We start from the raw sequence: 25,545 nt of genomic DNA, 5'->3' as shown, positions 1-25,545 counted from the left end.
CCTCCTAAATGGTGTATGCTACCCTGCCTGATTTCCGGGATGCAGCATTGGACGAACGGGTATTGACGCGAGCAAGTGCCGTCCCGTCGATCTCAAGCGTTGTATCCTTACGAGAAATATCCCGCAATACATCGAGAATGGACATTAACAAAGCGTCTGATATCGCATTACTGCCCGCAAGCATGTCCTGCAGCTTGGATAAAGGACTGACAACCTCGGGGTCGATGCTGGCATTCCGGTTATCCCCGACCATTGCGAGCGTGGGAGCTGATACAACACCACCGTTTGCAAGCTTGGGAATCTCTCCGATGTTAAAACCAACGGAACTGATATCGTCGGGGATGCCGGGAATCTTACCGACCCACGACGGGACATCAATTTTGATTTTATTGATTTGCCGGATCATGAAATTCAGCGCATCAATAATAAGGTTAACGGCTCCCTTGAAGATGCCGACAAGAGCGTCCGAGAAGCCCTGCATGAAGTTCTGAATACCTTCCCACGCTCGTTTCCAGTCTCCGGTAAATACCCCTGCTATGAAGTCGATGACGCCGCCTAGTGACTTTAGCAGGCCCTTCAACACGTCAGCGATGACCCCAACCGCCGTGCCGATGACATCCCCGATGAAACTAAAGACGTTTGAGAATGTTGGGCCGAGATTCTTGACCAAGTAATTGACAATCGGCATGATGAATTTGTTCCAGATGTCCAGCGCTGCCGTCGTCAGCTTCCCGACGAAATTGCTGATCTCCTCGACAAGCCCCTTCAGGTGCTTATCCCACAGCCATGTCAGCATTTCGAGCATTTCCGTTATAAACGGTTGAAGGAAATTGTCCCATAGATTGCTCCACAATCCCTTAATGCCATCCAAGGCTGTTTTCAGGCGTTCTATGATGCCCTTGCCCCAGGTATCCCAGAAAGCGGCGATGATATCCAGCGCGTCCATGATGATTTTTGAGACAAGCTCCATAGCAGGCTGTATAGCACCGCTCCATATGTCGTCGAATATCTGCTTGACGATAGATAGCAGCATACCTAGTATCTCGCCTGTCGCAACAACAACCTCAGTAAAGCGTGGGAGCCACACTGTAAGCAGTTTTTCAACGACCGGGAATGCTGCCGCCCAGATGTCATTAAACACCGTGCGAACCGTCTCCGATAAACCTGCCCAGATGCCGGATGCAAGAAGAATAGCACCACTCCATACCGGAATAAGTTGAGTGGTTATCCAGTCCCTCAGAGGCGTCCCGAGGCTTATAATGTCGTTGAAAACTGTTTGGAAGGATGTTTTCCACAATTGCAGTTCAGGTGATATCCTGCCCCATGCCTCAGTGAGTGCCGGCCCTAAGGACATCATAGCTATACCCCAGCCGAGTTTAATGTCACTCCATAGACCGCTGAACATCTGCTTCGTTCCGCTTACTAATGTCTGCATTTTCTCGCGGAAAACGTCCGTGTTAACGTCCGGGGTAGGTAGCTCACCCATTGCCATCCCCGCGAGATCAACACCGCCAGCACCTGCCGATCCAGCAGCAGCATCACCAGAATCATCTTTCGTCGTTTTGATCAAGTTAAATTGATCAAGGCCCGATAGCCCACTAAGAGCCTTTGCCGCCTTTTTGACGCCCTTAGTGGCGCTGTCCGCTTGTTCTCCAATGCCTCCCATTGCATTAGCGGCGTTGGTTGCTGCTGTCGCCCCTGCCGCCGCCGTTGCCTGCGCACCAAACAAGACCTCTGTCAGCGCGCGGAAGTATTGAGCAGCTATCTGCATCTTTTGGATAAGGACGTTAAGCCACCGCACGACAGGTGTCAGGATATTGATAAATCCTTGTCCCATAACGCTCTGGAAGATGCGCCATTGTTCCGTTAGCACCCGCGTTTGATTCGCCCAGCTCTGTCCATTTCGAGCAAAGTCACCTTGGGCATCCTTGGAGACCGATAACAGGTAATTGTAGCGTAACAGCACTTGCTCTGCCTGACTCATTGCCTGCCAACTCTTCGTAATGCCTTGGCTTAGCGCATAGGCTTCCATGTTAGCAACGTTCATGTTGATACCGAGCTGCATTAGTGGCTCAGTCTCACCGGCTATACCGCTTCGTATCTTATCGAAAGCAAAGTCGGTATTCAGGTTATAGAACGATGCGAAGTCCGCTGCCAGCTTGGTCATATCGATTGATAAGTCCCGTACGGAAGCCCCGGTCAACCCGGAAGACTTAAGCATTGCGCCCATAGTCGAAGCGTAGCGCTTGGCCGATAGTTCTGATAGACCGAATGTCTCCAGCGCGCTATCCGCAAAGGCATTAACATCGGCGGCCATCGCCCCGAATGTCACGTCAACAACGTTCTGAACCTCTTGTAGATCGGATGCAAGCCCAATCGCAGTGCGACCAAAGGTAATCATTCCGCCAATAGCAAAGGCCCCGGCAGCTAATCCGCCGAGGGCCCGAAGTGATCCACCTATGATATTAAATGACTTTTTTACTTTCGGCGCAGTCCGTTCAGCCTCTTGACCTAGATCCCGCAAGGCATTTGTTGTATTGACGATTGGAGCCGTAGAACCGACATTTGCCGTGGGCGCAAGTGGCGTCGCTGGGTTTACGTGTCTTGACATTGTACTGGCTGGGAATAGATTAGGCATTTTCAGGCTATTGAGTTGCGTTTGAATTGTGCTTATCGCCGCCGAAGCACCTGCGGTTATACTAGCTTTCAGCGCTTCCCCAAAGCTGTCCGCGATCGGAGACATATCCACGCTTTTGAAGGCGGCGGAAAAGGCGTTCTGTAGTGGCTTGCTGAGCTCTGTGCCAATTCTACCGCCCAGGCTCCCGAGCTGCCTTTCGACATCTCCCGAGTCAATCTCAAGACCTAGACTGACCTTACCAACTTCATCCGCCATTTACCCTACCACCCCCAAACGCGCTTTGAATGATTTTCTGGAATTCAGCTACAGCTTTGGCCTTATCCACTTCAGTCCATTGTGGTTGCGTGACGTTCCGTGTACGCCAAGCATTCCGGATCCTCTTTTGCTCCGGCGTGAAGTTCTTCAACTTCTCGCGATCGTTCTCGCTTCGGATCCCAACAATGTAGCCAAGCGGTGTTTCCGGCAGAATGCCAGATAGTAGCGTTGTGAACTCATCCCAAGTCATATCCGGTTCGGCTCGAAGCCGTATGCCGTATTGAGCGGAAATCGAAGACTCAATCAGTCCCCAATCCTCATAGAGGTCATACCATTGTTCAGATGGTTTGCTTGGTTGCGCGAAATCGTTTTTCGACTACCTCGTAATCCTCTCCCGTCGCTCCAGCCAAGGCAGCAACAAAAACAGTTTGATAATCCTCAAAACTGAGGTCCGACTTGTTAACTTCGTCTGCTGCATCTTGCCCGAGTACCAAAGCCAGCACCTTTTCGGCTTTCTCCAGGTCACTGCCAGCCGGTTCTTGCATGATCTCCTGTAAAGCCAGAACCGTATTCTTCCGGTTATCGATCGGATATTCCTTGCCCTCGCCAAGCTTCAACACCGGCCGTTCGTTCGTCAGTTTACCGCTAATATCAATTGTCTTTGCCATGATTAATCATCCTCTCGAAAATGGAAATAGACGGCCCCTAAGGACCGTCCGTTGTTATGGTGTTACTGGTGCTGGTGTATATGTCGGCTTGCCGTCGCTCATCAATTCGCACTCCAGCGCGGACACCGCCGTGCTATCGCCACCATTGGGGGCGCTGACGTTGACAATGCAATCAAACGCCAACGTGCTACCGTCGGGAAATTCAATCTCGCATTTACTGGAGCAGTCCAAACCGGACTTCCATGCGGTGTCTGCAACATAATCGTTACCCGGATCGCCGACATGTCGTTTTCCGTTTAATGTGATGGAAAAGCCCTTCCCTGTCATAAGCCGACGAACCCAGCCTTCCGTTTCCATTGGCGTCCACTCCTCGACGTTACCGTCGATTGCGATCTGGAATGTTTCCATCTCCTTGATGACCACCATGTCGGCAACTGCGCTAGAGCGGCCCGCTGTACCGATCTTAAATGCGATATTAAAGACCGGAAAAACGCCACTTGTTACTGTTGGCATGATTACCGCCTACCTCTCATGATAAATGTGTACCTCGATTACATATTCGAAAATCCCTTCCCCATCAGCCCCGACGCTGATCGGTTGCGGCTGTGGAAGCCGGAACATAACAACACGTTTGCCGCCTATCTGTACGTTAGACACGCCAAATAGCGCAGCATAGACCTCCTGCGCCTTGCGCTCGGCTGTATCACTGTTGCGGCTCCAATGGATCAGGATTGACACCGCTTTGACGACATAGCCGGTATTGGGCAGCCCACCGACCGCCAGCCGCTGCGGGGCTCCCGTCGTGTTGTAAAGACCGATACATTGCTCCTTCTTGGCATCGATCTTGCCGACATACCAATTCGGGCAACTTATCCGCGTTTCCAGCCACGATACAACCTCATCCAGCGTCATTTAATCAGCCCCCTGCCCAACATCTTCACGAATGCGCCGAATGTCTTGTTGACCCAAACACGTTTGTCGCCTGAATGATAGGACTCCATCCATTTGCCTTGCGCACCTGGGTTTTTGTCTGTACGGAACTTGTATTCAGGATGCCAGTACAGCCGCCTGGCGTATGGCGTATCGAAGATGATTCGTCCCTTACCTGGCTGCATTTTGACGTAGCTGCTGCGCTCTAGTTCGCCTGTTTGTTTGGGCACGACGGCTGATGTGATTATGTCTGTCCGGACAGCTTCTGTCGTCATCTCCAACGCCTGTTGCTGGATCTGATTTAAACGCGCGATAGCCGCTCGGTTGATGACCATCTTCCCCGTTATCCTCATGACAGTTCCAACTCTGTAGAGAAAACCGTCCCGTCAGGATTGCGCGGCCGTTTGATTCGATAGATGACTTTACGTTCGCCGCAGATCATTACATACCCCTCAAACGTCTGCTTTTCTGGCGCGATATCGCCCTCAATGACAATCAGTCCGGACAGTAACACCAATTGACGCTCGGCGGTCATCACCTGTCGACTCCGCTCATCATAGAAACATTTGCCATCATGCAGCAGCGTCTCCATTTGGCCCGTACGACCGAGCTCCGTTTGATACACCTTTACCGGCGTAACCTGATTCCAACGTGGAAATGGGAAGCGCATCAGCATAACCTCCGATCCATCAGGCCGGTTGCCTTCAGCAAATTCAAAACGGCGTCAGAGGTTTTTATGCCCCCGCCGCCGCTCGTCTTATCACTGAAACTCATGCTTATACTGCCCGCGCCATAACCCGTGAACGGAACGTCCAGAAAGCCGCCATACTGGTAGCGGAAGTCCGCATGCTGACATACTGCCTTTTTGACGCGGACCTGTTGAAACGGAGTCAGGTTGTCAAATCCCTGCCCGATGATTCTGCTGTATGTCAGGATATCGATTTCGTCAGAGGCTTGCTCAAGCGCCTGCTCCTGCTTCTCGTCCGGTATATTGCCGCTACCGTACAAGTCGTAATCTGTAGTTGTGGCGTAGGCCATAAGGCATCACTCCTCAACTGGTGCATTTGCTGCGATAGCCGCCTCAAGCGTTTCGGCATCCATGTCGGCCGCGCCCTCAATCCCAAGCTCATCCGCTTTTTTACGTAATGCCTTCAATCGCTTTTCCGCTTCTTTCTTTGCCTGTGCTGCTGCCTTCTCCGCTTCTGCCTGCGGGTCTACACGCTCCACTGTGTAACCCTTATCCTCGAACCACTGAAGCAAGTGCTCGTTGTCCGTATGACCAACGCCTTGGGTAAACATGACGCTAGCAGACATGCCGCTGTAATGTTGATTAGGTGCAATTACTTTAGCCATATTAAGCATCCTCCCACTGCGCCGTAAGTGTTAAAGCAGCTCCGCCCATAGTCACCGTGTCGCCAGATTGATACGTATTGCCGTCGCTCCCCAGCCATCCGGCAAACACATGGTCCGCAAGAGTAAACGTATTGGCTTTGACGGTAAACGTCGCGCCCTCGGCTTTACTCGTCTCCGTCGGTGCTGTCCCTGTCGCTGCCGCCTCACCTTTGACGTATGTCACGGTGTAATCTTGCGGCACGGGATAATTCGGCTCTGCAGCATCCGGCGTTACGGTACCCATTCGGATCGTATCCCGCTGTACTTCGTATCCGTCGGCGTCCGGTTCTAGTTCGTCCTGCGTGTTCGTGCCTTGGCGCAGTCCGACATAATAGCCATTGACGTAGCCATTCGCTAGATCGTCTTTATAGTTCATCGTTTACGCCCTCCTTACTGGACTTTGATTTTGCGCATAACACCGGCCGCTTTGGTTGCTTTGAGGGCTACGGCAGCGACCATTTCAACCTCACCCGTCTTCACTGCTCCGCTAGTTGTAAAGTCAGGCAACCATGTTCGCACAGGCGGTTGACCAGCCATGCTAACGCCGTGGAATCCGTCCAAACCAAGGCGAGCAACATAAAGAGGTGCCTCGCCATTTACGTTTGTACCAACAACAGGATCGTTAGTCCCAGCTTTCTCTCCCAGGTCAATCAAAGGGATGCCGTTGTAAGCCTCGACTTGCTCCCCAAATTCATTTTTGATGATTTGATATCGCCCAGCCATTTGGGCACAAAGTTGAATTGCAGCAATCATATCGCTGTTGCTTGCGATCACACTAGGTTTTCCATCCAGCCTTTTCATAAATTTGTTAAGCATGTGCAAAAACTCAACATAGTTAGCCTTGATCGCCTCAGCATCCGACAAGTCAATAGCATCGGTGGGAATAAACTCCGTGCTGGAACCCGTCAGCGCTTTATCTAGGCCGTCGAAGTACTCAGCTTCCACCGCGCTATCTCCATTGATTACTGTGTCGTTAAACAGCGCCTGCGCCGCCTTAATTTTCTGAGACATTTGCAACTGAACTTCGTCAGCAATTCCGCCCATGCCCGCGATAATCCGGTCGAGCTCAAACGAGCCGCCGAATACTTTCAGGTCAACGGTGTGGCGCTGCTTCTTCACTTCCTGTGGCGTGTACTCACTGTTCACGGCACGGAATTGTGCCGTAGGCTGCGTTGTCAGCCGCGTGTAACCGTATGTCAGGGTCGCGCCGCCACCCGTTGGCGATACTGCATCGTCGAACGTCATATTCGCGAGCAGGAAGTTGTTTTTCTGGAATTCATCAATGACACCCGCCGTAATGGCGTCCTGTGTATTTTTCTTAGCTTCAGACAATGTTACTGCCATGGCTTATCACCTCATCATTAGTTTTGTGATGCTTGAAAATGTGCCGATATCGCATCTTTAAGCGTTGTTCCTGTGGCCGGTGGAGTCGCGGGCGGCGTTCCCCCAACTTGGAAGCCTGGAGGCTTAGGCGGCGTGCCCGGGGGCGGTGTATCAGGTTTGAACAGAAACGGCTTGGATTCTTTCAGAGTTTTGATTTGCTCATCCAGACCAACAACCTTGTCGCCATCCAATACGAGTTTCGCCTTATCTACCAACCCTGCCGCAATGCCTTCGTCGTGTGCCTTGCCGGTAAGCGCCGACTTGATGGCGTTGTTCAGCGTCAGTTCCTTCAGATCGGCCTCATACTTGTCCTTGGCCGTCTTGTTCTCAGCCTGCAGCGTCTCGATTTGCTTTTTAAGATCCTCGGACAGGCCGGCCGTCTTACCAAGGTCCTCAATCTGCTTGTCGCGGTCCGCAACATCCTTCTCGGCCGTCTTTTTAGCCTCAACAGCCTCGTTGTACTTGTCCTTCGGTATAAAGTGCTTCGGCAATTCCTTATTTACATCGCCGATTAATGCGTCGATCTGCGCGTCAGTCAGACCTTGAGCTTTTAACAATGCTTTCAACCAATCCATACATCATCATCCTTCTCCATAGATTTTTATAGCTGCTCTCCAGCTAAGGGAGCTGGCCGCTATGCTCCAGCCAACGAGCAAAAGGCCCCGGCAGTCTCGTCCGGAGCCTATCTATCCTGCTTCTCTTCTTCTGTCCCTGCGTAACTGTCGGTTAGCATCTAAGTGTTCTCGCAATCTTTCTTGCCATTGATCCACCTTTGCGCTGTACTTCGCCTCGTTGCCTTCGTCAATACTTCCGACCGTCAGGCGCTTATACATTCGGATATGGCGCTCCATGTAACGCTGCCGCTGCTCAGCCTCGTAATTGCGATCGGATGTAGCTTCTTGCGGAATGTCCGGTAAACGGCTTATGCCAGGGAAGAACGTCGCCAACGTATGCCGACAGTTTGGATGAAATGCCCCCTCGCTCATTGCGTAAGAAAGCAGCTTATAGCCGGTCTCCACAGCCAATTGAGACGCTTCTGCCTTACTGATGGACGTATAGACGTCATCAATCATTACCGTGCCTTGAAATGGCTGGCACCACGGTGAACAGTTAGCATGTGCACTCATGACGACCGTGTAAACTCCCCACTCATCACGTTTACTGCCCTCGCCCAAGAACGTGGCGCGCTGGCTGGCTGTCCGCAGCACCATCTCGGCGTATGATGCGATATTCACGCGCCGTCCGTCAGAATAGGCAATACTGTCGATTCCTTTAGCTAGGAAGTCCTTTGTCGCCATATCAACAGCTTGCGGAAGCGTCTTAGTGCCTGCAGCCATATGCACCTCGGCCTTGAAAATGGTCTGACGGTAAACGTCATCCATCTTCCGCATGACCCCACCGCTCGCCGTACGGATATCCTTCTTTGCTGATCGTTCCAGCGCATTCAACTTCTTGTTGTTGAGGTCGAAGAAATCTTCTTCATCCCCTGCGTGCGGCAATTCATCGTATTGGGGCTGTGGAGGCGATTTAGACTTTGGCGTAGAAGTCGGCGTCGACGGAATCGGGAGTTTGCGCCTGATGTCATCCGGTATAACAATTCCCGTATCGTCAGCGCGTTTAACAGCACGCATGGCCTGATCTTCAGCCCGTTTAGCGCCGTCATCGAAACTTTGCTGGATAACCTCGCCCGTCAGCTGCTCTGCTTCTTTGAGGGCGTGCTTAATCAACTTTCGATTGATATTGCGATACCCAGCCAGCGCCCGGAGCTTTGCCTTCTGCCACATCTCCCACCTAAAGCCCTCTTTTGTCTCTTCCTCGCGGTGTCGACTCAGGTTACGCTTTAGATTGCCGATCAGACCAAGCGTCATCGTCTCAAAGATTGATCTTAAATCGTATGGGCTGCGCTTCGGCTCCTCAGCCATTACTCATCACCGTCCAAATCGTCAGGCGGATCGTCCGAGTCCCTGACTTCTGGTTCCTCCATGCCGACGCTTTGTTCCTCTTTTAGGCGTTTAACCTCTTCGGCCTTTTGGGTATCTGTCCATGAGTCGCCATAGAGTTGATCGATTGCCGTTTCTAACGACATAATACCGAAAGTCTTGGCCTTGCCAACGGATTCGATCACCTCGTCAAAGCTCGGGCTTGCATACTCGCCAAACTCCGGCGACGCTGTATAGTTGCCAGCAGCCTGCCCGCGCATCGTATCGTACACTTTGAGCGTCGTGTCCACCAGTTGTGGCAACACGCCATTCAACGCCTCAATTAGCTTGCCTCGGGTATAGAGTGTCGTTTTCTCCTTCTCCCGCTGCGCCTCCGCGTTGTCGCGCTTCTTCAGGTCGATACCCAACGTTGCCGGAGATACAATTCCCTGCAAGCACATATCCAGCGCACTTGCATAAGACTCGACAAACGCCTGATACAGGATGGCCGGTTGCACGACCTCAATCTTGTCGTCAGCATCCTCAGCGAGTTTGGAACCTATTCGAATAAACTGGTTATCGAATGGGTTAGGCCGCATAAACTCGCCAGTACTCGGATTTTTAGGTATGAGGTCATCCGGAAGATACTTTTGCACCCGTCCGGACCGGATCGCATCCACCCACTGGCTAATGATCTCATCCAGTGCATCGAACTCATCGTTTTTGCTATCAAAGATTGATTTACCACGCCCCGGCCATTTTGGTGACTTGAAGAATCGCATTGGTACGGCCATTATCCAATCGCCTGTATATGTGACTTCCGGTGCAAGTTTGGCCGTCTCCGGCACCGTCGATAATGGAACCTCTTTGCCATACTTGTTTAACAGTCTGGTTCGCACATAACCGCGCCCGAACGTCTCCTCCAACCGGTATTCATCATCTTTGAGACGGTAGTCGGTGTAGAACAGAACTTCCTGCAGTCTGCCCCGCTGTCGCTTGTAATCGACTTGTTCGCCGCTATAAAACTCGATGATTGGAAACTCACTCACCGGATCGATACTGATCTTAAACGCCCCGTCACCGGATACCAATGTATCAACAATTGACTCAGCCAGCAGCTCATCAAATCCATTGTCCTCGGCGATCGCTTCCCAATCCGTTTTACCGGATGTCAGCTCCAGCCCGTCGAAGTCACCAATGACGATATCGGATAGCCGGTCCGCAACAATAGATGGTAGACCGCTATGGATTTTCCGGATCCTCAATCCTTCCGACGCACTAGCCGCCCAGAACCGCCCTTTGCTGACATTGTCACTCGCCGTCTGTATTGCGAATTGCTCCAGCTCGGACGGATCGCCGCGATACCAGAGCCGGTTACGTAGCACATTTGTTTGATGCCCCAGCGGCTCACGAATAACGATTTGCTTTGCCTCAAGCGCTGGTTGTATGTTCAACAGCTTCATAACCATGTTCTTCACTCCATCCCATAAACCCAAATTCTATACCTCCAATCTCCGCTTAAACGGCTGCACGGCGTATTCTGAGCTGTCCAGGCAATCGACAGGATAGCTGCCGTCGTCGGTCCGCACCCATTCGCCCTTAACGCGCTCCTCTTCGTTCCATGTCGCATTCTCCAAGGCTTCCAGCCACGGTTTAAGGTGAGCCATGACCTTATAGCGGCCCTGATTGATCAGAATGTTCGTAAGCCGTATACGGTCGACAATGCCTTCTTTTTTATAAGCAGGCACGACTTGGATATGAATCCCGCGGCGGCGCAACTCATTGGCAAGTGCCTGACGGAATAGCTTGTCGGCTGACTCCGCGAATATGTGCGCACACGACAAAAAGGCCGGATATGTCTCCGACCACTCCACAATCTTATTCACGACCTCCTGTGCGTACCGATCGTGCGTATAGCCCGACTCTTTACCTTGTTTGTGGTAGTAACCGTCCAGCAGTACAACATCCTTATAGCGCGGCGTCATGCCCGTGAGCGTAGCCACCGTAGCGTCAGTGCCGCCTATGTCGATGCCAATGCTAAACTCGATAAAGCGGTAATCCTTGATGTCCTCCCGCGTCACGACAACGGTCTTGCTGTAGCCCGTGTAAATGCGCCCTGTAGCTGCCGTCCTCTTGCCCTCGATGTCCGCCTTATACCAAAGGCTGTCCTTGTCATACGTCGCCAACACGGCTTTCAAGCGGTCATCCGGGATACTCAGATTGCCCATAACCGTAAAATGACCGTAATTGTATGCCGGGTTTTCACCCATTTCCTTAAGCTTATCCTGATGGTCCAACACATCTCTATAAAACCAATGCGCCGGCGGCTTAGGGTTGAGGTCGAAAAACAATTGCCTATAGCTTGATGCTAATGTACGGTCAAATACCTCTTGAACAAATGACTGGTGACACTCGTTAACCTCAGTGCCGTATACCGTACCATAGGAGTTACCCTTGATTCTAGCTGCGTCGTTTTTCTTGCCGCCGCCCGCTATGATGACGATCTTCTCGCCAGTCTTCGTCTGAATGTAAAGCGCATCTCGATTCTTGTACTCACCCTCACGGCACCTGCCAGCAAATAGCCATTGTAGCCCGAATCCATTGGAGTCGATCACGTTCATCTTGGCCGCGCCTAGGCTGACACCGAATACGAGGTGCAATTTGTCCGGGTGGATCTCCAAGCACATGGCGTAGGCAATCAGGTTGATGATGTTCTTACCCGCGCGTTTGCCGCCTTCCGCGACGTTCAGCCATGAATCCTTGCTACGACGGATGTATTCCGCCTGCTTGGCCGTGAGGGGTGCATACTCAATCATCATCCAACACCCTCTCCGGTGCTGGGTTGTTGATCAGATTGGCTAGAGCGGTAATCTGAGCATTCGGGTCAGCGCCGTCTTTGTTCGGCACCTTGGACCGCAGCACCTCGATACGCGCTTTCTGCTCCTCTGTAGCAAGCTCCGTCTTAAGAAGGTCATCGTATTGCCGGATAAGGCTTTGCAATGTCGACATGGCCCGGCTCTGAGCTTGTAGGAACGTGGCCTGCTTGTCCCAAGCTTGCTGTACTTCCCACTTCTCACCCCAGACGTTGCCGCCCTTCTCCTCGATCTTGGTTGTCGTCACATCGTTGCGATCCTTCACGAACATGATTTGCTGCGCCCGTATGATGGCCGTGTACTGAATCATGATGTTTTCCCAAACGATATCAAGTGGCGAGCTCTCCTGGAGCTGCTGCATAATCTCCAGCGACTCCGCAGGCAAGTACTTCTGGAACAGGCCGTGGGTGACGGCGTTGCTGTTACCCCGTGGGGCTGCACCTCCGCTGTTGCCTACTGCGTTCTTATTTCCCTTGGGTGCACCGGGCTTTTTTGTGTGCACACTTTTATCAATGGGTGCGCCCTTCTTCCGCTGCCAGCTGTGCCGCTGCTTCCACGACTTGACGGTGTTAAGCGAGACGCCGTACTTGTCGGCGATCTCTTTGTATTTCATCCCACGCAGGTAATCTGCTTCGGCTTTTCTATGCATCGTTCAAGCTCACCACCTCCGGGCTTTATGTTTGTTTCGGAAAATAGAAAAAGCACCGGCTAGGGTGCTTTGGGTTTAATGACTCGATTTAATTCATCCTCGTCTATGAAACTCCACAAAGGGTTTCCACTCATCGAAGGCTTGGTCTTTAGGATCAATCTCGCAGTTCGCTTTTTATCGCTAACTTTTGTCGAAATAATAAAAAGATTAAGCATCTCCATGAATACCTCGTCGCTCGTCGCGATGGTCCCTCTTTCATTGCGGTACTTCTCGTATAACTGGATGAACTCTTCTTTTCTGGACTCAATCATTCAGTAATCGACCTCCTTAAGATCATATTTCGACAAAAGGAAGCATATCCCTTCAATGCTCAAATTCACCATTAGGCGACTTTGTCACATCGGGTATTCAAGGTGTACCTTTTTGAGAATTCGCCACAAAAGCGCAACGAGATCCTCTTCGTCTTCGTTTGCCACTACTTCTCCACCGCCCAAGATTGCAAACCAGCTTCCTCCGCTTGATCGAAGCTCGAACTGACAATGTTGCCGAATGATGTCCAGCATAGAAGTGGCCGAGAACAAAGGTAATGCATCTTTGTAATAATCAATTACTTCTCCGTGCTCGTTCTTTACCATCCAATCCTTCTTTTCCTCATCGTAGAATTCCTCGACAAGCAAGTGCACTTTCTCGGGATTGTCTTTCAAAAAGAAAAACTCTCCCGCAGATGCATCATGGAATTCAATTACTTTCTCGATGATTTCGGGATCAGTTGATAAAACCTCTGTTACAAAAACTCGGTCGCGCGGTGTTCGCATCGGCTCCCCCTCCTTGCCTCATATTTCGACAAGTCAGGTAGAAATCCTGCAAAAAAGCCGCCCATTTCTGGACGACTTGTAGACATAGCTATGACGTTAATCAATGCGGCATAAGTGCGGCATGCGTGCGGCAAGTTAAGCGGAAACCTCACGCTTTACCTTGTCTTTCGCCCGGTCGACGTATGATCTAATAGATCGTATCGACAATTTCAGATTACTCGCAATCTCTGAATAAGTCAAGCCTTGAGCCATATGAAGCAGGAAGCATGTACGCTCACGCTCTGTTAGAGTCAACAGCACACGCACCAGCTTGTCACGCTCGGCTTCGTCGATCTGAATCGGTCGCAACTCTTCTAACAGCTCGCGCTGTCGATAGATGTCCGTGCGATCAGCCCCGCGTCGGTTGCCTGGGCGCCTGCCGTGTCGCATCCACTCCAGCGCATACCGCATATCAGATACCATGCCCGAGACGATCTTGGCGTCTTCCTTGTCGGCCTCGTTGCCGCTGTCCAGGCTACGGCGCAGCTTGTCCATCTGGTTGCTGCCTGATGTATACTCTTTGATCAGTTTCGCCATTGTGCTCAAGTCTAATTCTCCTCTCTTGGTGGTCGCACCATTCGCAGCAGCCTGTCTGCAAATCTATCTGATGTCCAATGACCTGGCATAGCAAGTCGTTTCGCTTTGCGATCATCGCCGTATCACCATCCTCTGTGTCAACCGGATTGGACGGCAAGAGCGTTCCTTACGCTGCCGCCGAATGATCTCGGCTTCTGCGGCAATCTTTTCCTCGAGCTTTGCCGTATCGTCATGGTATCGAATGATAACGAGTTCCTGCAGTGTTGCCTGCTTCCAGTTCATTTCCGCTTACACCTACTTTTCGGCGGCAGCGGAAGAAGAAACACTTCCCCGATTACCTTACCGTTGTCGTCATATATAATTTCCCAGGGTACGTCGTTGAAATAGGGATCTCTCCTCATGGCCGCGCTCCCTTCTGCTTTTCGTACGCTTCCTCCAGCCATTCCACAAGCATGACCATCTGCTTGATGACGAGTCGGTTATCTTGGTATTTCTTGCTCAGTTCCCCGCAAGAGTCGGCGACCCATTGCCAGAACTCAGGCTTTGCCATGCCGTGCTGCATAGCCATCTGGTTGACTTGTCCTATCCAAGCAAGCACATCCTCGAAAAACGCTTTGTAGTCCATCGTCTACAGCTCCTCGATTCTGACGTAGATGCCCGGCCGCGTCGCCCAGAACTTCTCGATAATTTCGCTCGCCACGATTGCGTCGTCCTTCCAGAAGCCTAGATCCGTCATGATGTCGAATGGCAGCTTGTTCAAATTGTGCGTGTCCGGCTTTGTCGTCTTCCACTCGCCATCGTAATGCTTGCTGCCTTCCTTGATCGGGAACAGCCATTTCACGACGACCCGCAGAGCGCCTGTGTATTTCTTCGCTGGCACATGCTGCCCAAGGTGGGCCGTCAGCTTCGCCCGCGCTGCCTTCACGTCGTCCGGCTCGTAGAAGACCGGCTTACCGCTTACACATGAAACCTGCTTCTCCTGATGAGTGGCCGTCGGCGGCTTCATTGGCATGAAGAATTCGGTTGGCATTCTATCACCTTCCATATTTTAACTTTACGTTTTCGCGGGAGATAAATGTAGGGGAGGGGGAGTGGCGCTTGCGACACGCCACTCCCTATCCTTATATATTTATATATAGTGGTCGCCGCCGCACTGTGGCGCGCACCATAACGTACCTAATCCCCGCCGTTAATCCGCCGAATGGCGGCAATCAAGAAAAACGTATATCCGCCGTTCGGCATCCACCATAAAATAATGATCGCCGCCGCCATTCGGCATATTTTCATTGCGGCGGATTTTCATGGTCGCCGCCGTCACTTTTTACGACGATGCCACCATTGTTTCGGTCAATCACATAGCCGAATTTTTTTACCCAATCGCGAACAGTACGCTCCGCAACTTCTTTGCCTGTCGATGAAAACCATTCCTGCAGATCCTTGACGGTCGGTGATTCCCCCATATTACAGTTGGCCACGGCATCCTCAAACTCCTCAGCTTTGCTTCGCCGCTGCTCCTTGGCCTTGTCCTTCCGCTTGCCGCTGGCGCGCTGCCATGGCGGCTGCTTGGACTCGCCATCAGGTTCAATATCCTTAAGGCTGCCGACCTCATCAACACGATGCACCGGATACTGGAACCACATGTTAACCGGTGCGAACTTGGCATACTCCCTCAGCGTACCCTCAACGCGCCAAGCTGATCGGTCCCGTACGGCCTTGATGACGCGCTTGATCTCTTCGGCAGCCGCCGCCTGCGTATCGGAGTACAAGGCGCGTTTGGCGTGCTCCTCCATCTGTTTAGCGCTGAGCTCGTCGTCCTGGGAGACCGATCCCTCCAAATAAGCCGGGTTGTACTGGGCGAAATAACGCTTGTACACGGCACATGTCGCCTTGTTCTCTTCTTGCTTAAGCAGATCGTCCGTCAGCTCCAACTCGACGAGGTCGATCAGCGCGTCCGGGTCGCGGGCAAATACGCCGGATCCTGACGCACGGTCCATCGACTTCTTGCCGCCCTGGGAGCCCTTGCTGTGATGATGGCAATAGATGACGCTGGCGCCGAGCTCCGTCGCGATCTTGTCGAACTGGTTCGTAAAGTGGGCCATCTGGTCAGCGGAATTTTCATCGCCGGTCAGGACCTTGTAGATCGGGTCGATGATGACGGCGATATACTGCTTCTTGGACGCCCGCCGAATCAGCTTAGGCGCCAGCTTGTCCATCGGTACCGACTTGCCCCGTAGGTTCCATATTTCGATGTTGTCGAGGTTAGCTGGAGGTAACCCGAGCGCCTGATACACATCCTTGAAGCGATGCAGGGCGCTGGCCCGGTCGAGCTCCAGATTGACGTACAACACTTTGCCCTGTGTGCATTTCCACGCTAACCACTTGACGCCCTCAGCAATGGCAATGGAGAGCTCAATCAAGGCAAACGACTTGCCTGCTTTGGACGGACCAGCCATCAGTAGCTTATGCCCCTGCCGCAGAACTCCTTCTATTAAAGGGGGTGCGAGCTTCGGCATGTTGTTCCAATAGTCAGTCAGCCGTTCCGGATCCGGTAAGTCGTCGTTGATGTCCTCGATCCAGTTCTGCCATTCCTCCCAGCTGCTCTTGCCTATATTCGAGTCTACAATGAACTGCTTCTTGCCATTTCGCTCGACGCCCGGCAGCCGAGACAGCCGCGAGGGGTTGCGGTTCTGGGTATCAACGTTTATACCGTTCTTCCGGCAAATCTCGTAGAGATAATCGACGCGCTTGCGGTACTCGTCATAGTTGGCCGCATCGACCCGGACGATCGCATGCAGGCTCTTGCCGCCGCTATATACCATGATGGCGATCGGCAGCTCCAGCTCGCGCATAATGGCGTTCTGTTTGGCGATGTCCATATCGTCCGACTCAACCAGCGCATACCGGTATTCGGTGACGTTCTCGTTCTTTACGCCTCGCCCGTCCAGCGGATTGAAGCGGATCCACGCGCCGGCTTCTGGTTTGTAGTCTCCAAAGACCTGTCCGATATCCCCCTCGCACATATGCAGCAGTTCGAGTAATTCACCGGCGGTCCGGTCGTAGGCGCCCTTCGTGGGCAAGTATTTGCCCTCTTCGTTTTGCCACGTCTCCGTCACATACCCGACGTTCTCCGATGCCTCGAACAAAGTCTGCAGATACGTGGTAATCTGCTGGACCGGATTCCAGTCGGCGGGCTCGTGGATTTCCTTACCCTCGATCCAGCGCTTGTCGACGACCACGTAATCCCCGGCGATCTCATCGTCCCAGCCGAGCTCCCGGTCCTCCCGTTCGCCGCCGCCCCGCGGTACCCATCCGTTGTCCTTAGCCATCTGGGTGATCGTGGCGCCTGTAACCGGATTTCCGGTACCCTCGAACGACGTCCATTTCTTGAAGCATTCGCCCGGATGATAGCGGCCGGAATCGCCCCGGCTCCATGTGTCCCAATCGCTGGCTGTGTATCCCTCGTATTTGAGCGCCATGCCTACGTTGACCCATTCCTGATAGCTCAAGTAGGCCGGGTCAACGTAGGCCAGCAAAGCAATTAAGTCGAGTTTATGTTCCATTGAGGCCTCCTGATTAAAAAACTTCTATAATTTTTTCTGGCATGAATCCGCCCTTAACAATCTCCATCCAAATCGGTTCCCCGCGGTCTCGATAATCGGACAATTGCCGGATACATTTCTCCCACTTCCTGTCGATGGACCATTGATAGTGCCAGATGGCCATCGCGTATTCGCCCCATTCGTCGTAGGCGGCTTTGCGCTCTGCCTCTGTGCACTGTATACCCCATCGCTCCGTCGGGCTCAATACTCTCTTAGGAATCATCGCCAGAACATTGCAATACAAGCGATGGGGATCATAGGACTTTGATTTCCATGGCAGCTCGGCAGGCGGCAGTATGTCGAATAGATCGATTTGCTCAACGCTCACGCCTGAACCCTCCCGTCATCCTGGTATCGTCGTACTGCGAAACAATATATTTGCCAATGTTCATCAGATAGGAAGTTTGATATATTCAAAGTGATCTCAATTGGAGAAAATAAGGAGCTAGCGTAATGACAAAAGGTGAAGAATATTTAAAGATGTACCCTAGTCTGATGAAATGGATAAACCAATGTATCGCCTGTCAATCAATTGGATATAAGCCTGATTTACCACATGAGCTAGCTACATACGATGGAATAAACATGTCGGCAGCTGCTGCGAATCTTAGGCGATTCTTTAAACCAATGTCAGTAGATGAAATTGGACTATGTGACACTTGTAAGAAATTTAGGTGAATCTGATAAGTGATATTTCACTTCGCAATATGGATCAACTATTCATTGGTCCATCAGCAATAAAGAAATTTCCGAACGTGTCAATCTCGGGGATGCCGTCGGAACCCACAAGCCCCGTAGCTGTCCTGAGTTTCATGTGGGTACCGCACTGATGGCATTCTGTCGATTTCGCGTCGATTGACACGTATTGATTACCTTTATGCCGGCAGTCGCGGTTTTTGCAATAATACCGCGTCCGATAATGTGGAACGCCGTCTTTGTATTTGATACCGGTCTGCCACCATTCTGGATTTTCAGCAACCTCTCCGATCGGAACCTGTAGCGAGCGGCTGCTGCCCAACAACTCGACAGCGCGTGGCCGGCTCGAAGGCGGCAAAATCGAGGCGGGTACTTGCGGAGGCATGGGAACCGGTGAGGGCTTTTCCACCACTTCAGATTTTGCTGCAGCCACTTCCCGAGCTTGCTTTGCCTTCAAATCAGTGACCACCAATTCCGGTTTCTCCACCACGGGAACTGGAAATTTCATTTCCTGATGTGGTCTAGCTTGTTCGATTCCAAATATCCCGAACGCACCTTCCAGAGCAATCGTGACATGCTGATCGTTTGTCTCAGCAGCCTCCATCTCGAATCGTTTATCTCCATGAACGATTGAAAGTTTGATCATGAATGACCTACACTCCTTTATATTCTTTTGGATTGACTCCGTTCGGTACCTGCCAACCGTTGGCAGCGATCCGATCGATCATATTTTTGGCTGTGTCGAACGGCCATGTGCCGACATGCTCAAAGCCGCGGCCCTCGAGAAAGCGGATCTGTTTCGGTGTCGTCAGCCCCTCGCTCCGGCGTTTGTCCAAGCGCTCCAGCAACTTCGAAGCCTTGCCTGCATTGTCAACTTGATCTGGCAGGATACCCAGCTTCTCAAGCGTTTTAAGCTGCCCATCACTCGGCGGCGCCATCTCCCAGCCGAATGATGGGACGTAGCTGGAAAGGTCCTCCGCCTGGATGGACATCTCGAATTGCAACGGATCTACAAGTGCGCGCTTCCGCCGCTTCATCTCGGCGAGTTGCTTCGCTAGTGCTTCCTCACGCTGCGCAATAACGTCTTCGGCAGCCGTCTTCTCCACGGATTCCAGATCCATCGGTATGCCGGCTTCTTCGATCTGCTTGGTCATGGCCTGAGCAATCTCTTCGTTTTCCGCGATCAGATGCGCAGGATGGCAAAGCTCATGGCGCTCTGTATGCCACAGGAAGTCTAATAGAAGCAATTCAGTTTTACCGGGGAATAGACGGGTACCGCGCCCGACCATCTGGCTATACAAGCTGCGTACCTTCGTCGGCCGGAGCACGACGACACAATCAACGCTGGGACAATCCCATCCCTCCGTCAGCAACATGCTGTTGCAAAGAACGTTATACTTGCCGGAATCAAAGTCCGCCAGTATCTCCGCCCTGTCTTGCGATTCACCGTTGACTTCGGCGGCTTTGAAGCCAATAGAGTTCAGAATATTCGTAAATTTCTGGCTAGTCTTGACCAACGGAAGGAATACAACGATCTTCCGGTCCTTGGCCACTTTTCGCATTTCCTCCGCTATCGAATCGAGATAAGGATCCAACGCGGTTCCAAGATCGTTTGCTGCAAAGTCGCCGGCTTGCTGTTTGACGGCCGAAAGATTGATCTGTAACGGAATGGTTAGCGCCTTGATGGGGCTGAGGAACCCTTCTTTAATCGCCTTGGGCAGCGTGTATTCATAAGCAAGGCTCTCGAAATAGCTGCCGAGGTTCCGCATGTCCCCGCGATCCGGCGTGGCCGTTACGCCCAGGACGTTGGCTCCCTCGAAATGCTGCAGTACGCGCTGGTAACTGTCGGAGATGCAATGATGCGCCTCGTCGATGATGATCGTGTCAAAATGATCTGCCGCAAACTGACGCAGCCGCTTGTCCCGCATAAGCGTCTGCACACTACCCACGACGACCCTGAACCAACTGCCGATCGATGTTTGCTCCGCCTTTTCGGTCGCCGCCTGTAGGCCGGTGGACTTTTTCAGCTTGTCCGCAGCCTGATCCAGCAGCTCGCCTCGGTGAGCCAGGACGAGCACGCGCTCTCCCAACTTTACCCGGTCCTCCGTCACCTTGGAAAATACGATCGTCTTGCCACAGCCGGTCGGGAGAACAAGCAAAGTACGCTTGACTCCCTTGTTCCATTCTGCCTGTATGGACTGCCTTGCTTCCTGCTGATAGTTGCGCAGCTCCATCTAAAATTTCCCCTGCTGCCAGCCGCCTTGGCCCTGCGCCGGCGGGAACGGCGGTTGATGTTGTTGCTGCTGGTAACCTTGTTGCGGCGGTTGCTGATAGCCCTGTTGCGGCTGGTACGTCTGTGCTGGAGGTTGTTGCTGTTGATATGGCTGTGCTGGAGGCTGTTGGTAGCTTTGTGACGGCACTTGTCCGCCGGGAAATGCTTCCTCGTAGGAGTAGAAAGTTTTCACTTCATTTGCAGACCTGTCCTCACCTTGGCTCCTATAGTTCCGGACCCCGAGCTTTGCCTTTCCTTTCGAGCCGGTTACAGTTTGCCAATTCATTCGTAGTGGTTCACCTTTACGCTTTTGTCCGATCGCGCTGAAGAAATTGGACAGGAGCCCTTCTGTCTTGGTATGGAGGAACAGATTGTGAAATACGGTCACATCTCCATGCTCAGGCGAGTGAATGGTCAGTTCCAGTTTCGCCTGATTGCATGCCGGCATCTTCTCGCTGCCTGCAAAACGGCTGCGCTCAAACTTCGCAACGGTGAAGAAATAGTCCCCCGCAGGGAGAAGCGTGAAGCCACCCCCGCCGTCCTTCTCAATTGTGTCGTCCCATCCAAATTCGCGTTCGATATTTTGAGTCATGTATGAGTCCTCCTGAGTTTTAATAGAATGGTAGATTCTCTCTTGCTGACTGAACCATGGCGTATACCTTATCCCATGCCGCTACAAGCACACCATCAATAAATTGTGGATCGTAATTGACGATCGGCGTATCCATCGGGTAGTATCCCTTCTGGCTTACGACAGTTTGAATCTCGATTTCTTTAACCACATGCTGCACCATCAGATCCCTGAGCGATGCCGGGATATTCAGATTGAGTTCCCCCTGTGCCGGTGGAGCCGGCGGCGGTGGCGGTGGGCTCACTTGTGCGGGCGGCGGCGGTGGAGTAGGCGGCGCTTGTGGTACTGACGGTGGCGGAACTGGCGGCGCTGCTGCCGCGGGACCAGGACCGACTCCGCGATTGAAGATATGAGCGATATAAGAATAGTCCAGTGGGAACTCATCCGGTAAGCCGTGGCGGTTCTTCGCGTCCCACGCCGGATGATGCGTGGCGTAAACAGTCCGCGTGCCGCCCTGGGCCTTATTTTTCTTGCCTTCCTTGTCTGTAGCAACGCTGAACGTCTTGTAATTGATGAAGAGAACCATGTCAGCCCACTCTTTGACCAACGGCGCCGTCCGGCTGCCTGTCTTCGCTCCGAGCTTGAGCTGATAGCGATCATAAGCCCCCATTTCGTCGGGCTGCTCAAATTTAACGATCTGTGCATGAGCGGTCAGTACAACATTGATTCCGGATTCGACAACGTCGCTCAGCAGGTTCAAAAACCGCCCCATCTCTTCCGCGACATAGATGTAGCCTTTGCCGTATCCAAAGTCCTCTACGCCTGCCTTACCATGTGAGGAGCAAACGCTGTCGGTAATCAACATTTCAGCCCAATCGACGGTGTCGGTGATAAGCGTTCCAAATCGAGCTGGTCCTTGTTGCTTGACCCATTGCACTTGTTGCTTAAGCATTTCATAACTGCTCGGCTTCGGTGTCCTGTCGACATCCATCTCCGTCGTGGATCCCTCTGTGTCAATAAAGATCGGGCGAGGGAACCGTGCAGCCAGAGAAGATTTGCCAATCCCCTCGGGTCCGTACAGTACGACTTTTTTTGCCTTCTCAACCCTTCCGCTGATGACCTGCATGATTAAAATTCACCTGCCTTCCAACTTGGTGACGGGGCGGTTCCCCATCCTTCTCCCGGATCGATCTCCCCAGGCGGTTGCTGAATCATAACGCCTTCCTGGCCTGCGACGTAGCCGTCTTCGATGATGATGCTGCACTCTTCGCCGGTGCTGACGCGGGTCGCGATCGCTTGCAGCCCCTCCTGCTCGAGCCAAGCGCCGAAGTCCCGCAGCGTCGCCATATCCATCTGTTCGAGCTTGTCCAGCAGGATGAAGCCGCATTGTGGTTTGAGCTTTCGCACGATGGCCGTGGAGACCTTAAGTTGCTGCGAACCGCTCATGTTGTCCCAGCACTTGCCCATGTAAACCAACTCGCCCTCCTCGACGGACAATCCTTCAAGCGGTAGGTCGGCATTCTCCAAGAGCTCTGACTTCTGCTGGCGTACCGCGTTGATCTCGCCAGTCAGTACCTCATACTGTTGCCGGTAGTCGCTGGCGTCCGTCTCGGCTTTGTCCTTGTCGAGATTGGCGCGGACCTTGCGATTGATCTCGTCGATTTGCTGGATATTGGCTTCAAGTTCGGCGGTGGATTCGTCCTGGAGATCGATGGCGTCCATATTTGCCGTGTAAAGATCACCGCCAAGCTGCGCGAACTTGGACTCTGCTTCGAGGAGCATCGCTTTGATTCGCTCAATCTCCCGACTCTGGTTATCGTAGGCCGCTTGGATTTGCGCCTGCTGCTGCCGCTTGCGCTGGTTCTCGCCATTTCGGGCTAGAATTGCTTGCTGCTGCTGAATCAGTTCCGATGCTGATATTGGCTCCTTCGGTGCATCGGGGAAAAACAACTGTTCCTTGGCAAACTTGGCCTTTTGATCAGCGATCTGACCGATGGCATGCCGACGGTTATATACCTCTTGCTCCGCCTTTTCGAGTTGCTGCAACCGATCTCCGACGCCGATGATCCGCAGCAGGATGGCCGCCTTTTCCTTGTTGGTCGATTGCATGAACTTGGGAAGATCGATGGCCAATTCCTCCACGAAGCTGTCTAGGAGCTGTTGGCCCGCCTTCTCGCCGTTCGGATCGATGACCTTTAGGTCGCTGTTCTTGCCCTTCCGCTCGACGATCAAGCCGTTGGAAAGCACGATATGCAGATATGGCGGAACCGCCGATCCGTCTCGTGCTGGTTGCGACGGCCGGTATCTGTTGCCGCCCAACCCCCATGCGATGGAGTCCAGGATACTGGACTTGCCCTGTTCGTTGTTGCCGCCGATGATCGTCAGGCCAGACGTGGTCGGCTCGACTTTCACCGCCTTAACGCGCTTTACGTTTTCAATTTCTAGTTTTGCGATTTTTACGCTCACTTGCCCCAGCTCCTCTTCTTATTGGAAAATCGTTTTATGACGGATTCGATTTGTTCAGTTGATGCGAATTTATTACCATGGACAGTTTTTACTTTATGCCATGTCATGGCGACGCCCCATATCTCAACGATTTCTCCGGTCTCTCCGGATCGGAGTTTGACGACGTCACCAACGAAGTAGATCATCGCCAACTTTGAGGTTCAGGTCTCGGTTTTACCTCGATTTTGAACACTTCGCCCGTGCTCATGCTATTAGAGTGCGAATCTTCAGGGTCAAGTCCGAACGCTTCATAGGTTAGTTGCCAAAGGCTTTTTTCAAGTGCATCAATCTTCTCTTCACGAAGATTGAAATCGACAATTTCAGCTGCACGTTCAGATTTATAAGCAACAGAAGCACGCTCACTCATGTCATCGCGATTCCACCATTCGCCTTCACGACGTTCGAAGAATTCCATTGCAAACTGCTCAATCGACAATTGACTTTGCATCGCAAGACGACTCTTTTGGAAGGCGTATTCACGCCAGTCTTCCAGCAACTGGCCTGTCATTATACCTACTAAAGTCCGCTGTTCCTTCATCCCAAGCACATCACGCATCAACGATTCAAGTCCTCTAAGCATTGAAAAATTCCTCCCGATCGGGTACACTGACCCTAAGATGATTTTGTATTGCTTGGCTGCCTGCGGCTCCTACCCCGCATTGGCAGCCTTTTTCCTCTTCACGTTCAGCCACACCGCATAATCAAGGCATGCCATACGCTCGCCGTGTGTCAGGGCCATCCAAGCGCGACCTGTTACGTTCAAATTCCTCACCTCCTTGTAGAATAATCAGAGATACTTCCGCAGCAGTGCCTTCAGCAAACTGATTTCCTCTTCCCGATCCGCAAGATGTTGCTGTACCGATCCGTAATCAACAGACAATTGCATGTACATCCCCTTCCAATCTTCGAGCGGCGGGTTCGCCGGCAACTCTTCGGAACCAGTAGCTTCGGCAGCGCTTGTTTGCTTCCTGACGGTCATTCCCGAGATGGACCACTGCTTTTTTAGTCTGTTTACATGGCTGGTACTGACGCCGTATTTTTCGGCAATTTTTTCGTCTGACAAGCCGTTCCCCTTGTCGGTGATGTATTTCTGCTTGGTTATCTGCAGAGACACTGTATTTCCTCCCTCATATTCGAAATAGGATTGCGCTTTACGTCGTAGCTCAGAGACTGTACATTTCATCCGCGTCGTGGAAATCCCGAGGATACTTGCCGCTTCTTCCGGCTCCGTGCCCTGCATCATATACCGCAGCAGTTCGCGTTCAATCGGATCCAGATCATCGATGAAGATAGATACATCCGCAACCGTAGGATCATCGGCTGCCGGCAAGATGTCGGATAACGATCCCGTTTCATCCCCGACCGGCATATCTATTGATGAAGGCTTCGATTCCCGTAAGTAGTTTAGTGCCCGTTGGGCTGCAACCTCATTGCAATTAATCTGTTTGGCAATGGTCGATGCTGGAGATTCGGTCAGGCCGTTTTTCAGTATCTTACCAGCCAATTCATAAACGCTTTGAGACACCTTAACCGACTGAAACTTCCATAGGTACTTCCGAACTTCACCTAAGACATATGGGATTGCAAATGATGAAAAGCGTACAGGCTGCCCCTGTTTATTCCGGCGACCTGGATCGAATCGATTATGGGCTTTGATGATGCCGATCGTCGCTTCGCTTTCCAAGTCATCCCTTGAAATCCCTTGCTGACCAATCGCCCAGCAAAAACGCCGTACGGCATAGCTGATCAAGTTCCGATGTTGGTCGATCACGTTCTCCAATCGAACTGGTTCAGCAGTCAAAGT

Annotated in this window: 30 protein-coding genes; all 30 read right to left on the bottom strand. The window is 52.2% G+C overall.

The features are described 5' to 3' along the window. Positions 1–4 precede the first annotated feature (4 nt). Entirely contained in the window at positions 5–2,893 is a 2,889-nt protein-coding gene (locus B1748_RS29160; protein WP_087571482.1) for a phage tail protein, read from the bottom strand. Beyond that, positions 2,883–3,185, bottom strand: coding sequence for a bacteriophage Gp15 family protein (locus tag B1748_RS29155; protein WP_256976017.1), 303 nt, complete (start codon positions 3,183–3,185; stop codon positions 2,883–2,885). Before B1748_RS29155 ends, B1748_RS29160 begins: the two co-directional genes overlap by 11 nt. A 46-nt stretch (positions 3,186–3,231) precedes the next feature. Further along, positions 3,232–3,561, bottom strand: coding sequence for a hypothetical protein (locus B1748_RS29150; RefSeq protein WP_087571480.1), 330 nt, complete (start codon positions 3,559–3,561; stop codon positions 3,232–3,234). A 54-nt stretch (positions 3,562–3,615) separates the two neighbouring features. Beyond that, complete coding sequence (locus B1748_RS29145; RefSeq protein ID WP_087571479.1) at positions 3,616–4,074, bottom strand: phage tail tube protein; 459 nt, start codon at positions 4,072–4,074, stop codon at positions 3,616–3,618. Between the two features lie 9 nt (positions 4,075–4,083). Continuing rightward, positions 4,084–4,473, bottom strand: a complete 390-nt coding sequence (locus tag B1748_RS29140; protein WP_087571478.1) for a minor capsid protein — start codon at positions 4,471–4,473, stop codon at positions 4,084–4,086. After that, entirely contained in the window at positions 4,470–4,826 is a 357-nt protein-coding gene (locus B1748_RS29135) for a minor capsid protein (protein WP_256976013.1), read from the bottom strand. Before B1748_RS29135 ends, B1748_RS29140 begins: the two co-directional genes overlap by 4 nt. A 14-nt stretch (positions 4,827–4,840) precedes the next feature. Further along, entirely contained in the window at positions 4,841–5,161 is a 321-nt protein-coding gene (locus B1748_RS29130; RefSeq protein ID WP_087571476.1) for a hypothetical protein, read from the bottom strand. Continuing rightward, a complete protein-coding gene (locus B1748_RS29125; protein WP_087571475.1) occupies positions 5,161–5,529 on the bottom strand; it encodes a head-tail connector protein in 369 nt (122 codons plus the stop codon). The genes B1748_RS29130 and B1748_RS29125 overlap by 1 nt, the downstream gene beginning before the upstream one ends. A 6-nt stretch (positions 5,530–5,535) precedes the next feature. After that, positions 5,536–5,844 carry a hypothetical protein gene (locus B1748_RS29120; protein ID WP_087571474.1) on the bottom strand — a complete coding sequence of 103 codons (309 nt, stop codon included), beginning with the start codon at positions 5,842–5,844 and terminating at the stop codon, positions 5,536–5,538. Position 5,845: 1 nt separating this feature from the next. Continuing rightward, a complete protein-coding gene (locus tag B1748_RS29115; RefSeq protein WP_087571473.1) occupies positions 5,846–6,259 on the bottom strand; it encodes a hypothetical protein in 414 nt (137 codons plus the stop codon). 14 nt (positions 6,260–6,273) lie between these two features. Next, the gene (locus tag B1748_RS29110) at positions 6,274–7,227 is read right to left on the bottom strand and encodes a major capsid protein (RefSeq protein WP_087571472.1); all 954 of its coding nucleotides are present in this window, start codon (positions 7,225–7,227) and stop codon (positions 6,274–6,276) included. Between the two features lie 17 nt (positions 7,228–7,244). After that, complete coding sequence (locus tag B1748_RS29105) at positions 7,245–7,841, bottom strand: phage scaffolding protein (RefSeq protein WP_087571471.1); 597 nt, start codon at positions 7,839–7,841, stop codon at positions 7,245–7,247. A gap of 111 nt (positions 7,842–7,952) precedes the next feature. Further along, the gene (locus B1748_RS29100; protein WP_087571470.1) at positions 7,953–9,188 is read right to left on the bottom strand and encodes a phage minor capsid protein; all 1,236 of its coding nucleotides are present in this window, start codon (positions 9,186–9,188) and stop codon (positions 7,953–7,955) included. Then, the gene (locus tag B1748_RS29095; protein WP_087571503.1) at positions 9,188–10,654 is read right to left on the bottom strand and encodes a capsid protein; all 1,467 of its coding nucleotides are present in this window, start codon (positions 10,652–10,654) and stop codon (positions 9,188–9,190) included. Before B1748_RS29095 ends, B1748_RS29100 begins: the two co-directional genes overlap by 1 nt. A gap of 30 nt (positions 10,655–10,684) precedes the next feature. After that, on the bottom strand, positions 10,685–12,004 hold the full coding sequence (locus B1748_RS29090) for a phage terminase large subunit (RefSeq protein ID WP_256976012.1): 1,320 nt from the start codon (positions 12,002–12,004) through the stop codon (positions 10,685–10,687). Further along, positions 11,994–12,707: a phage terminase small subunit gene (terS, locus tag B1748_RS29085; protein ID WP_087571469.1), complete on the bottom strand. Its 714-nt coding sequence runs from the start codon at positions 12,705–12,707 to the stop codon at positions 11,994–11,996. The genes B1748_RS29090 and terS overlap by 11 nt, the downstream gene beginning before the upstream one ends. 59 nt (positions 12,708–12,766) lie before the next feature. Further along, positions 12,767–13,018 (bottom strand): hypothetical protein, encoded by a 252-nt coding sequence (locus tag B1748_RS29080; protein WP_087571468.1) that lies wholly within the window; start codon positions 13,016–13,018, stop codon positions 12,767–12,769. 84 nt (positions 13,019–13,102) lie between these two features. Then, a complete protein-coding gene (locus tag B1748_RS29075) occupies positions 13,103–13,522 on the bottom strand; it encodes a hypothetical protein (protein WP_087571467.1) in 420 nt (139 codons plus the stop codon). Positions 13,523–13,657: 135 nt separating this feature from the next. Next, positions 13,658–14,098: a sigma factor-like helix-turn-helix DNA-binding protein gene (locus B1748_RS29070; RefSeq protein ID WP_256976016.1), complete on the bottom strand. Its 441-nt coding sequence runs from the start codon at positions 14,096–14,098 to the stop codon at positions 13,658–13,660. Between the two features lie 397 nt (positions 14,099–14,495). Beyond that, positions 14,496–14,723, bottom strand: coding sequence for a hypothetical protein (locus B1748_RS29065; protein ID WP_087571465.1), 228 nt, complete (start codon positions 14,721–14,723; stop codon positions 14,496–14,498). Between the two features lie 3 nt (positions 14,724–14,726). Next, positions 14,727–15,128, bottom strand: a complete 402-nt coding sequence (locus B1748_RS29060; protein WP_087571464.1) for a RusA family crossover junction endodeoxyribonuclease — start codon at positions 15,126–15,128, stop codon at positions 14,727–14,729. 253 nt (positions 15,129–15,381) lie between these two features. Next, the gene (locus B1748_RS29055) at positions 15,382–17,658 is read right to left on the bottom strand and encodes an AAA family ATPase (RefSeq protein ID WP_087571463.1); all 2,277 of its coding nucleotides are present in this window, start codon (positions 17,656–17,658) and stop codon (positions 15,382–15,384) included. A 13-nt stretch (positions 17,659–17,671) separates the two neighbouring features. Next, positions 17,672–18,025, bottom strand: coding sequence for a hypothetical protein (locus B1748_RS29050; protein WP_087571462.1), 354 nt, complete (start codon positions 18,023–18,025; stop codon positions 17,672–17,674). 384 nt (positions 18,026–18,409) lie between these two features. After that, a complete protein-coding gene (locus B1748_RS29040) occupies positions 18,410–19,039 on the bottom strand; it encodes a hypothetical protein (protein ID WP_087571460.1) in 630 nt (209 codons plus the stop codon). Between the two features lie 7 nt (positions 19,040–19,046). Next, positions 19,047–20,627 (bottom strand): DEAD/DEAH box helicase, encoded by a 1,581-nt coding sequence (locus B1748_RS29035; protein WP_087571459.1) that lies wholly within the window; start codon positions 20,625–20,627, stop codon positions 19,047–19,049. Beyond that, the gene (locus tag B1748_RS29030) at positions 20,628–21,257 is read right to left on the bottom strand and encodes a hypothetical protein (protein ID WP_087571458.1); all 630 of its coding nucleotides are present in this window, start codon (positions 21,255–21,257) and stop codon (positions 20,628–20,630) included. Positions 21,258–21,276: 19 nt separating this feature from the next. Further along, complete coding sequence (locus B1748_RS29025) at positions 21,277–22,362, bottom strand: ATP-binding protein (RefSeq protein ID WP_087571457.1); 1,086 nt, start codon at positions 22,360–22,362, stop codon at positions 21,277–21,279. 2 nt (positions 22,363–22,364) lie between these two features. Next, positions 22,365–23,702: an AAA family ATPase gene (locus B1748_RS29020; RefSeq protein ID WP_087571456.1), complete on the bottom strand. Its 1,338-nt coding sequence runs from the start codon at positions 23,700–23,702 to the stop codon at positions 22,365–22,367. A gap of 181 nt (positions 23,703–23,883) precedes the next feature. Continuing rightward, complete coding sequence (locus tag B1748_RS29010) at positions 23,884–24,321, bottom strand: hypothetical protein (protein ID WP_087571454.1); 438 nt, start codon at positions 24,319–24,321, stop codon at positions 23,884–23,886. Between the two features lie 207 nt (positions 24,322–24,528). Further along, positions 24,529–25,542 carry a sigma-70 family RNA polymerase sigma factor gene (locus B1748_RS29005; RefSeq protein ID WP_143810406.1) on the bottom strand — a complete coding sequence of 338 codons (1,014 nt, stop codon included), beginning with the start codon at positions 25,540–25,542 and terminating at the stop codon, positions 24,529–24,531. Positions 25,543–25,545: the final 3 nt, after the last annotated feature.

Origin of the sequence: Paenibacillus sp. MY03, from assembly GCF_002165585.1 — a bacterium.
Lineage (GTDB): Bacteria > Bacillota > Bacilli > Paenibacillales > Paenibacillaceae > Pristimantibacillus > Pristimantibacillus agaridevorans.
Note: the sequence above shows the minus strand (reverse complement) of the source record. Positions and strands in the feature narration are given on the sequence as shown.

Coding starts and splice junctions, on each gene's coding strand:
- B1748_RS29145 (WP_087571479.1), bottom strand. CDS start 4,074: ATGCCAACAGTAACAAGTGGCGTTTTTCCGGTCTTTAATATCGCATTT.
- B1748_RS29135 (WP_256976013.1), bottom strand. CDS start 4,826: ATGGTCATCAACCGAGCGGCTATCGCGCGTTTAAATCAGATCCAGCAA.
- B1748_RS29100 (WP_087571470.1), bottom strand. CDS start 9,188: ATGGCTGAGGAGCCGAAGCGCAGCCCATACGATTTAAGATCAATCTTT.
- B1748_RS29125 (WP_087571475.1), bottom strand. CDS start 5,529: ATGGCCTACGCCACAACTACAGATTACGACTTGTACGGTAGCGGCAAT.
- B1748_RS29010 (WP_087571454.1), bottom strand. CDS start 24,321: ATGCTTAGAGGACTTGAATCGTTGATGCGTGATGTGCTTGGGATGAAG.
- B1748_RS29070 (WP_256976016.1), bottom strand. CDS start 14,098: ATGGCGAAACTGATCAAAGAGTATACATCAGGCAGCAACCAGATGGAC.
- B1748_RS29160 (WP_087571482.1), bottom strand. CDS start 2,893: ATGGCGGATGAAGTTGGTAAGGTCAGTCTAGGTCTTGAGATTGACTCG.
- B1748_RS29150 (WP_087571480.1), bottom strand. CDS start 3,561: ATGGCAAAGACAATTGATATTAGCGGTAAACTGACGAACGAACGGCCG.
- B1748_RS29040 (WP_087571460.1), bottom strand. CDS start 19,039: ATGATCAAACTTTCAATCGTTCATGGAGATAAACGATTCGAGATGGAG.
- B1748_RS29055 (WP_087571463.1), bottom strand. CDS start 17,658: ATGGAACATAAACTCGACTTAATTGCTTTGCTGGCCTACGTTGACCCG.
- B1748_RS29080 (WP_087571468.1), bottom strand. CDS start 13,018: ATGATTGAGTCCAGAAAAGAAGAGTTCATCCAGTTATACGAGAAGTAC.
- B1748_RS29115 (WP_087571473.1), bottom strand. CDS start 6,259: ATGAACTATAAAGACGATCTAGCGAATGGCTACGTCAATGGCTATTAT.
- terS (WP_087571469.1), bottom strand. CDS start 12,707: ATGCATAGAAAAGCCGAAGCAGATTACCTGCGTGGGATGAAATACAAA.
- B1748_RS29075 (WP_087571467.1), bottom strand. CDS start 13,522: ATGCGAACACCGCGCGACCGAGTTTTTGTAACAGAGGTTTTATCAACT.
- B1748_RS29095 (WP_087571503.1), bottom strand. CDS start 10,654: ATGGTTATGAAGCTGTTGAACATACAACCAGCGCTTGAGGCAAAGCAA.
- B1748_RS29030 (WP_087571458.1), bottom strand. CDS start 21,257: ATGACTCAAAATATCGAACGCGAATTTGGATGGGACGACACAATTGAG.
- B1748_RS29120 (WP_087571474.1), bottom strand. CDS start 5,844: ATGGCTAAAGTAATTGCACCTAATCAACATTACAGCGGCATGTCTGCT.
- B1748_RS29035 (WP_087571459.1), bottom strand. CDS start 20,627: ATGGAGCTGCGCAACTATCAGCAGGAAGCAAGGCAGTCCATACAGGCA.
- B1748_RS29140 (WP_087571478.1), bottom strand. CDS start 4,473: ATGACGCTGGATGAGGTTGTATCGTGGCTGGAAACGCGGATAAGTTGC.
- B1748_RS29065 (WP_087571465.1), bottom strand. CDS start 14,723: ATGGACTACAAAGCGTTTTTCGAGGATGTGCTTGCTTGGATAGGACAA.
- B1748_RS29060 (WP_087571464.1), bottom strand. CDS start 15,128: ATGCCAACCGAATTCTTCATGCCAATGAAGCCGCCGACGGCCACTCAT.
- B1748_RS29090 (WP_256976012.1), bottom strand. CDS start 12,004: ATGATGATTGAGTATGCACCCCTCACGGCCAAGCAGGCGGAATACATC.
- B1748_RS29110 (WP_087571472.1), bottom strand. CDS start 7,227: ATGGCAGTAACATTGTCTGAAGCTAAGAAAAATACACAGGACGCCATT.
- B1748_RS29105 (WP_087571471.1), bottom strand. CDS start 7,841: ATGGATTGGTTGAAAGCATTGTTAAAAGCTCAAGGTCTGACTGACGCG.
- B1748_RS29025 (WP_087571457.1), bottom strand. CDS start 22,362: ATGCAGGTCATCAGCGGAAGGGTTGAGAAGGCAAAAAAAGTCGTACTG.
- B1748_RS29130 (WP_087571476.1), bottom strand. CDS start 5,161: ATGCGCTTCCCATTTCCACGTTGGAATCAGGTTACGCCGGTAAAGGTG.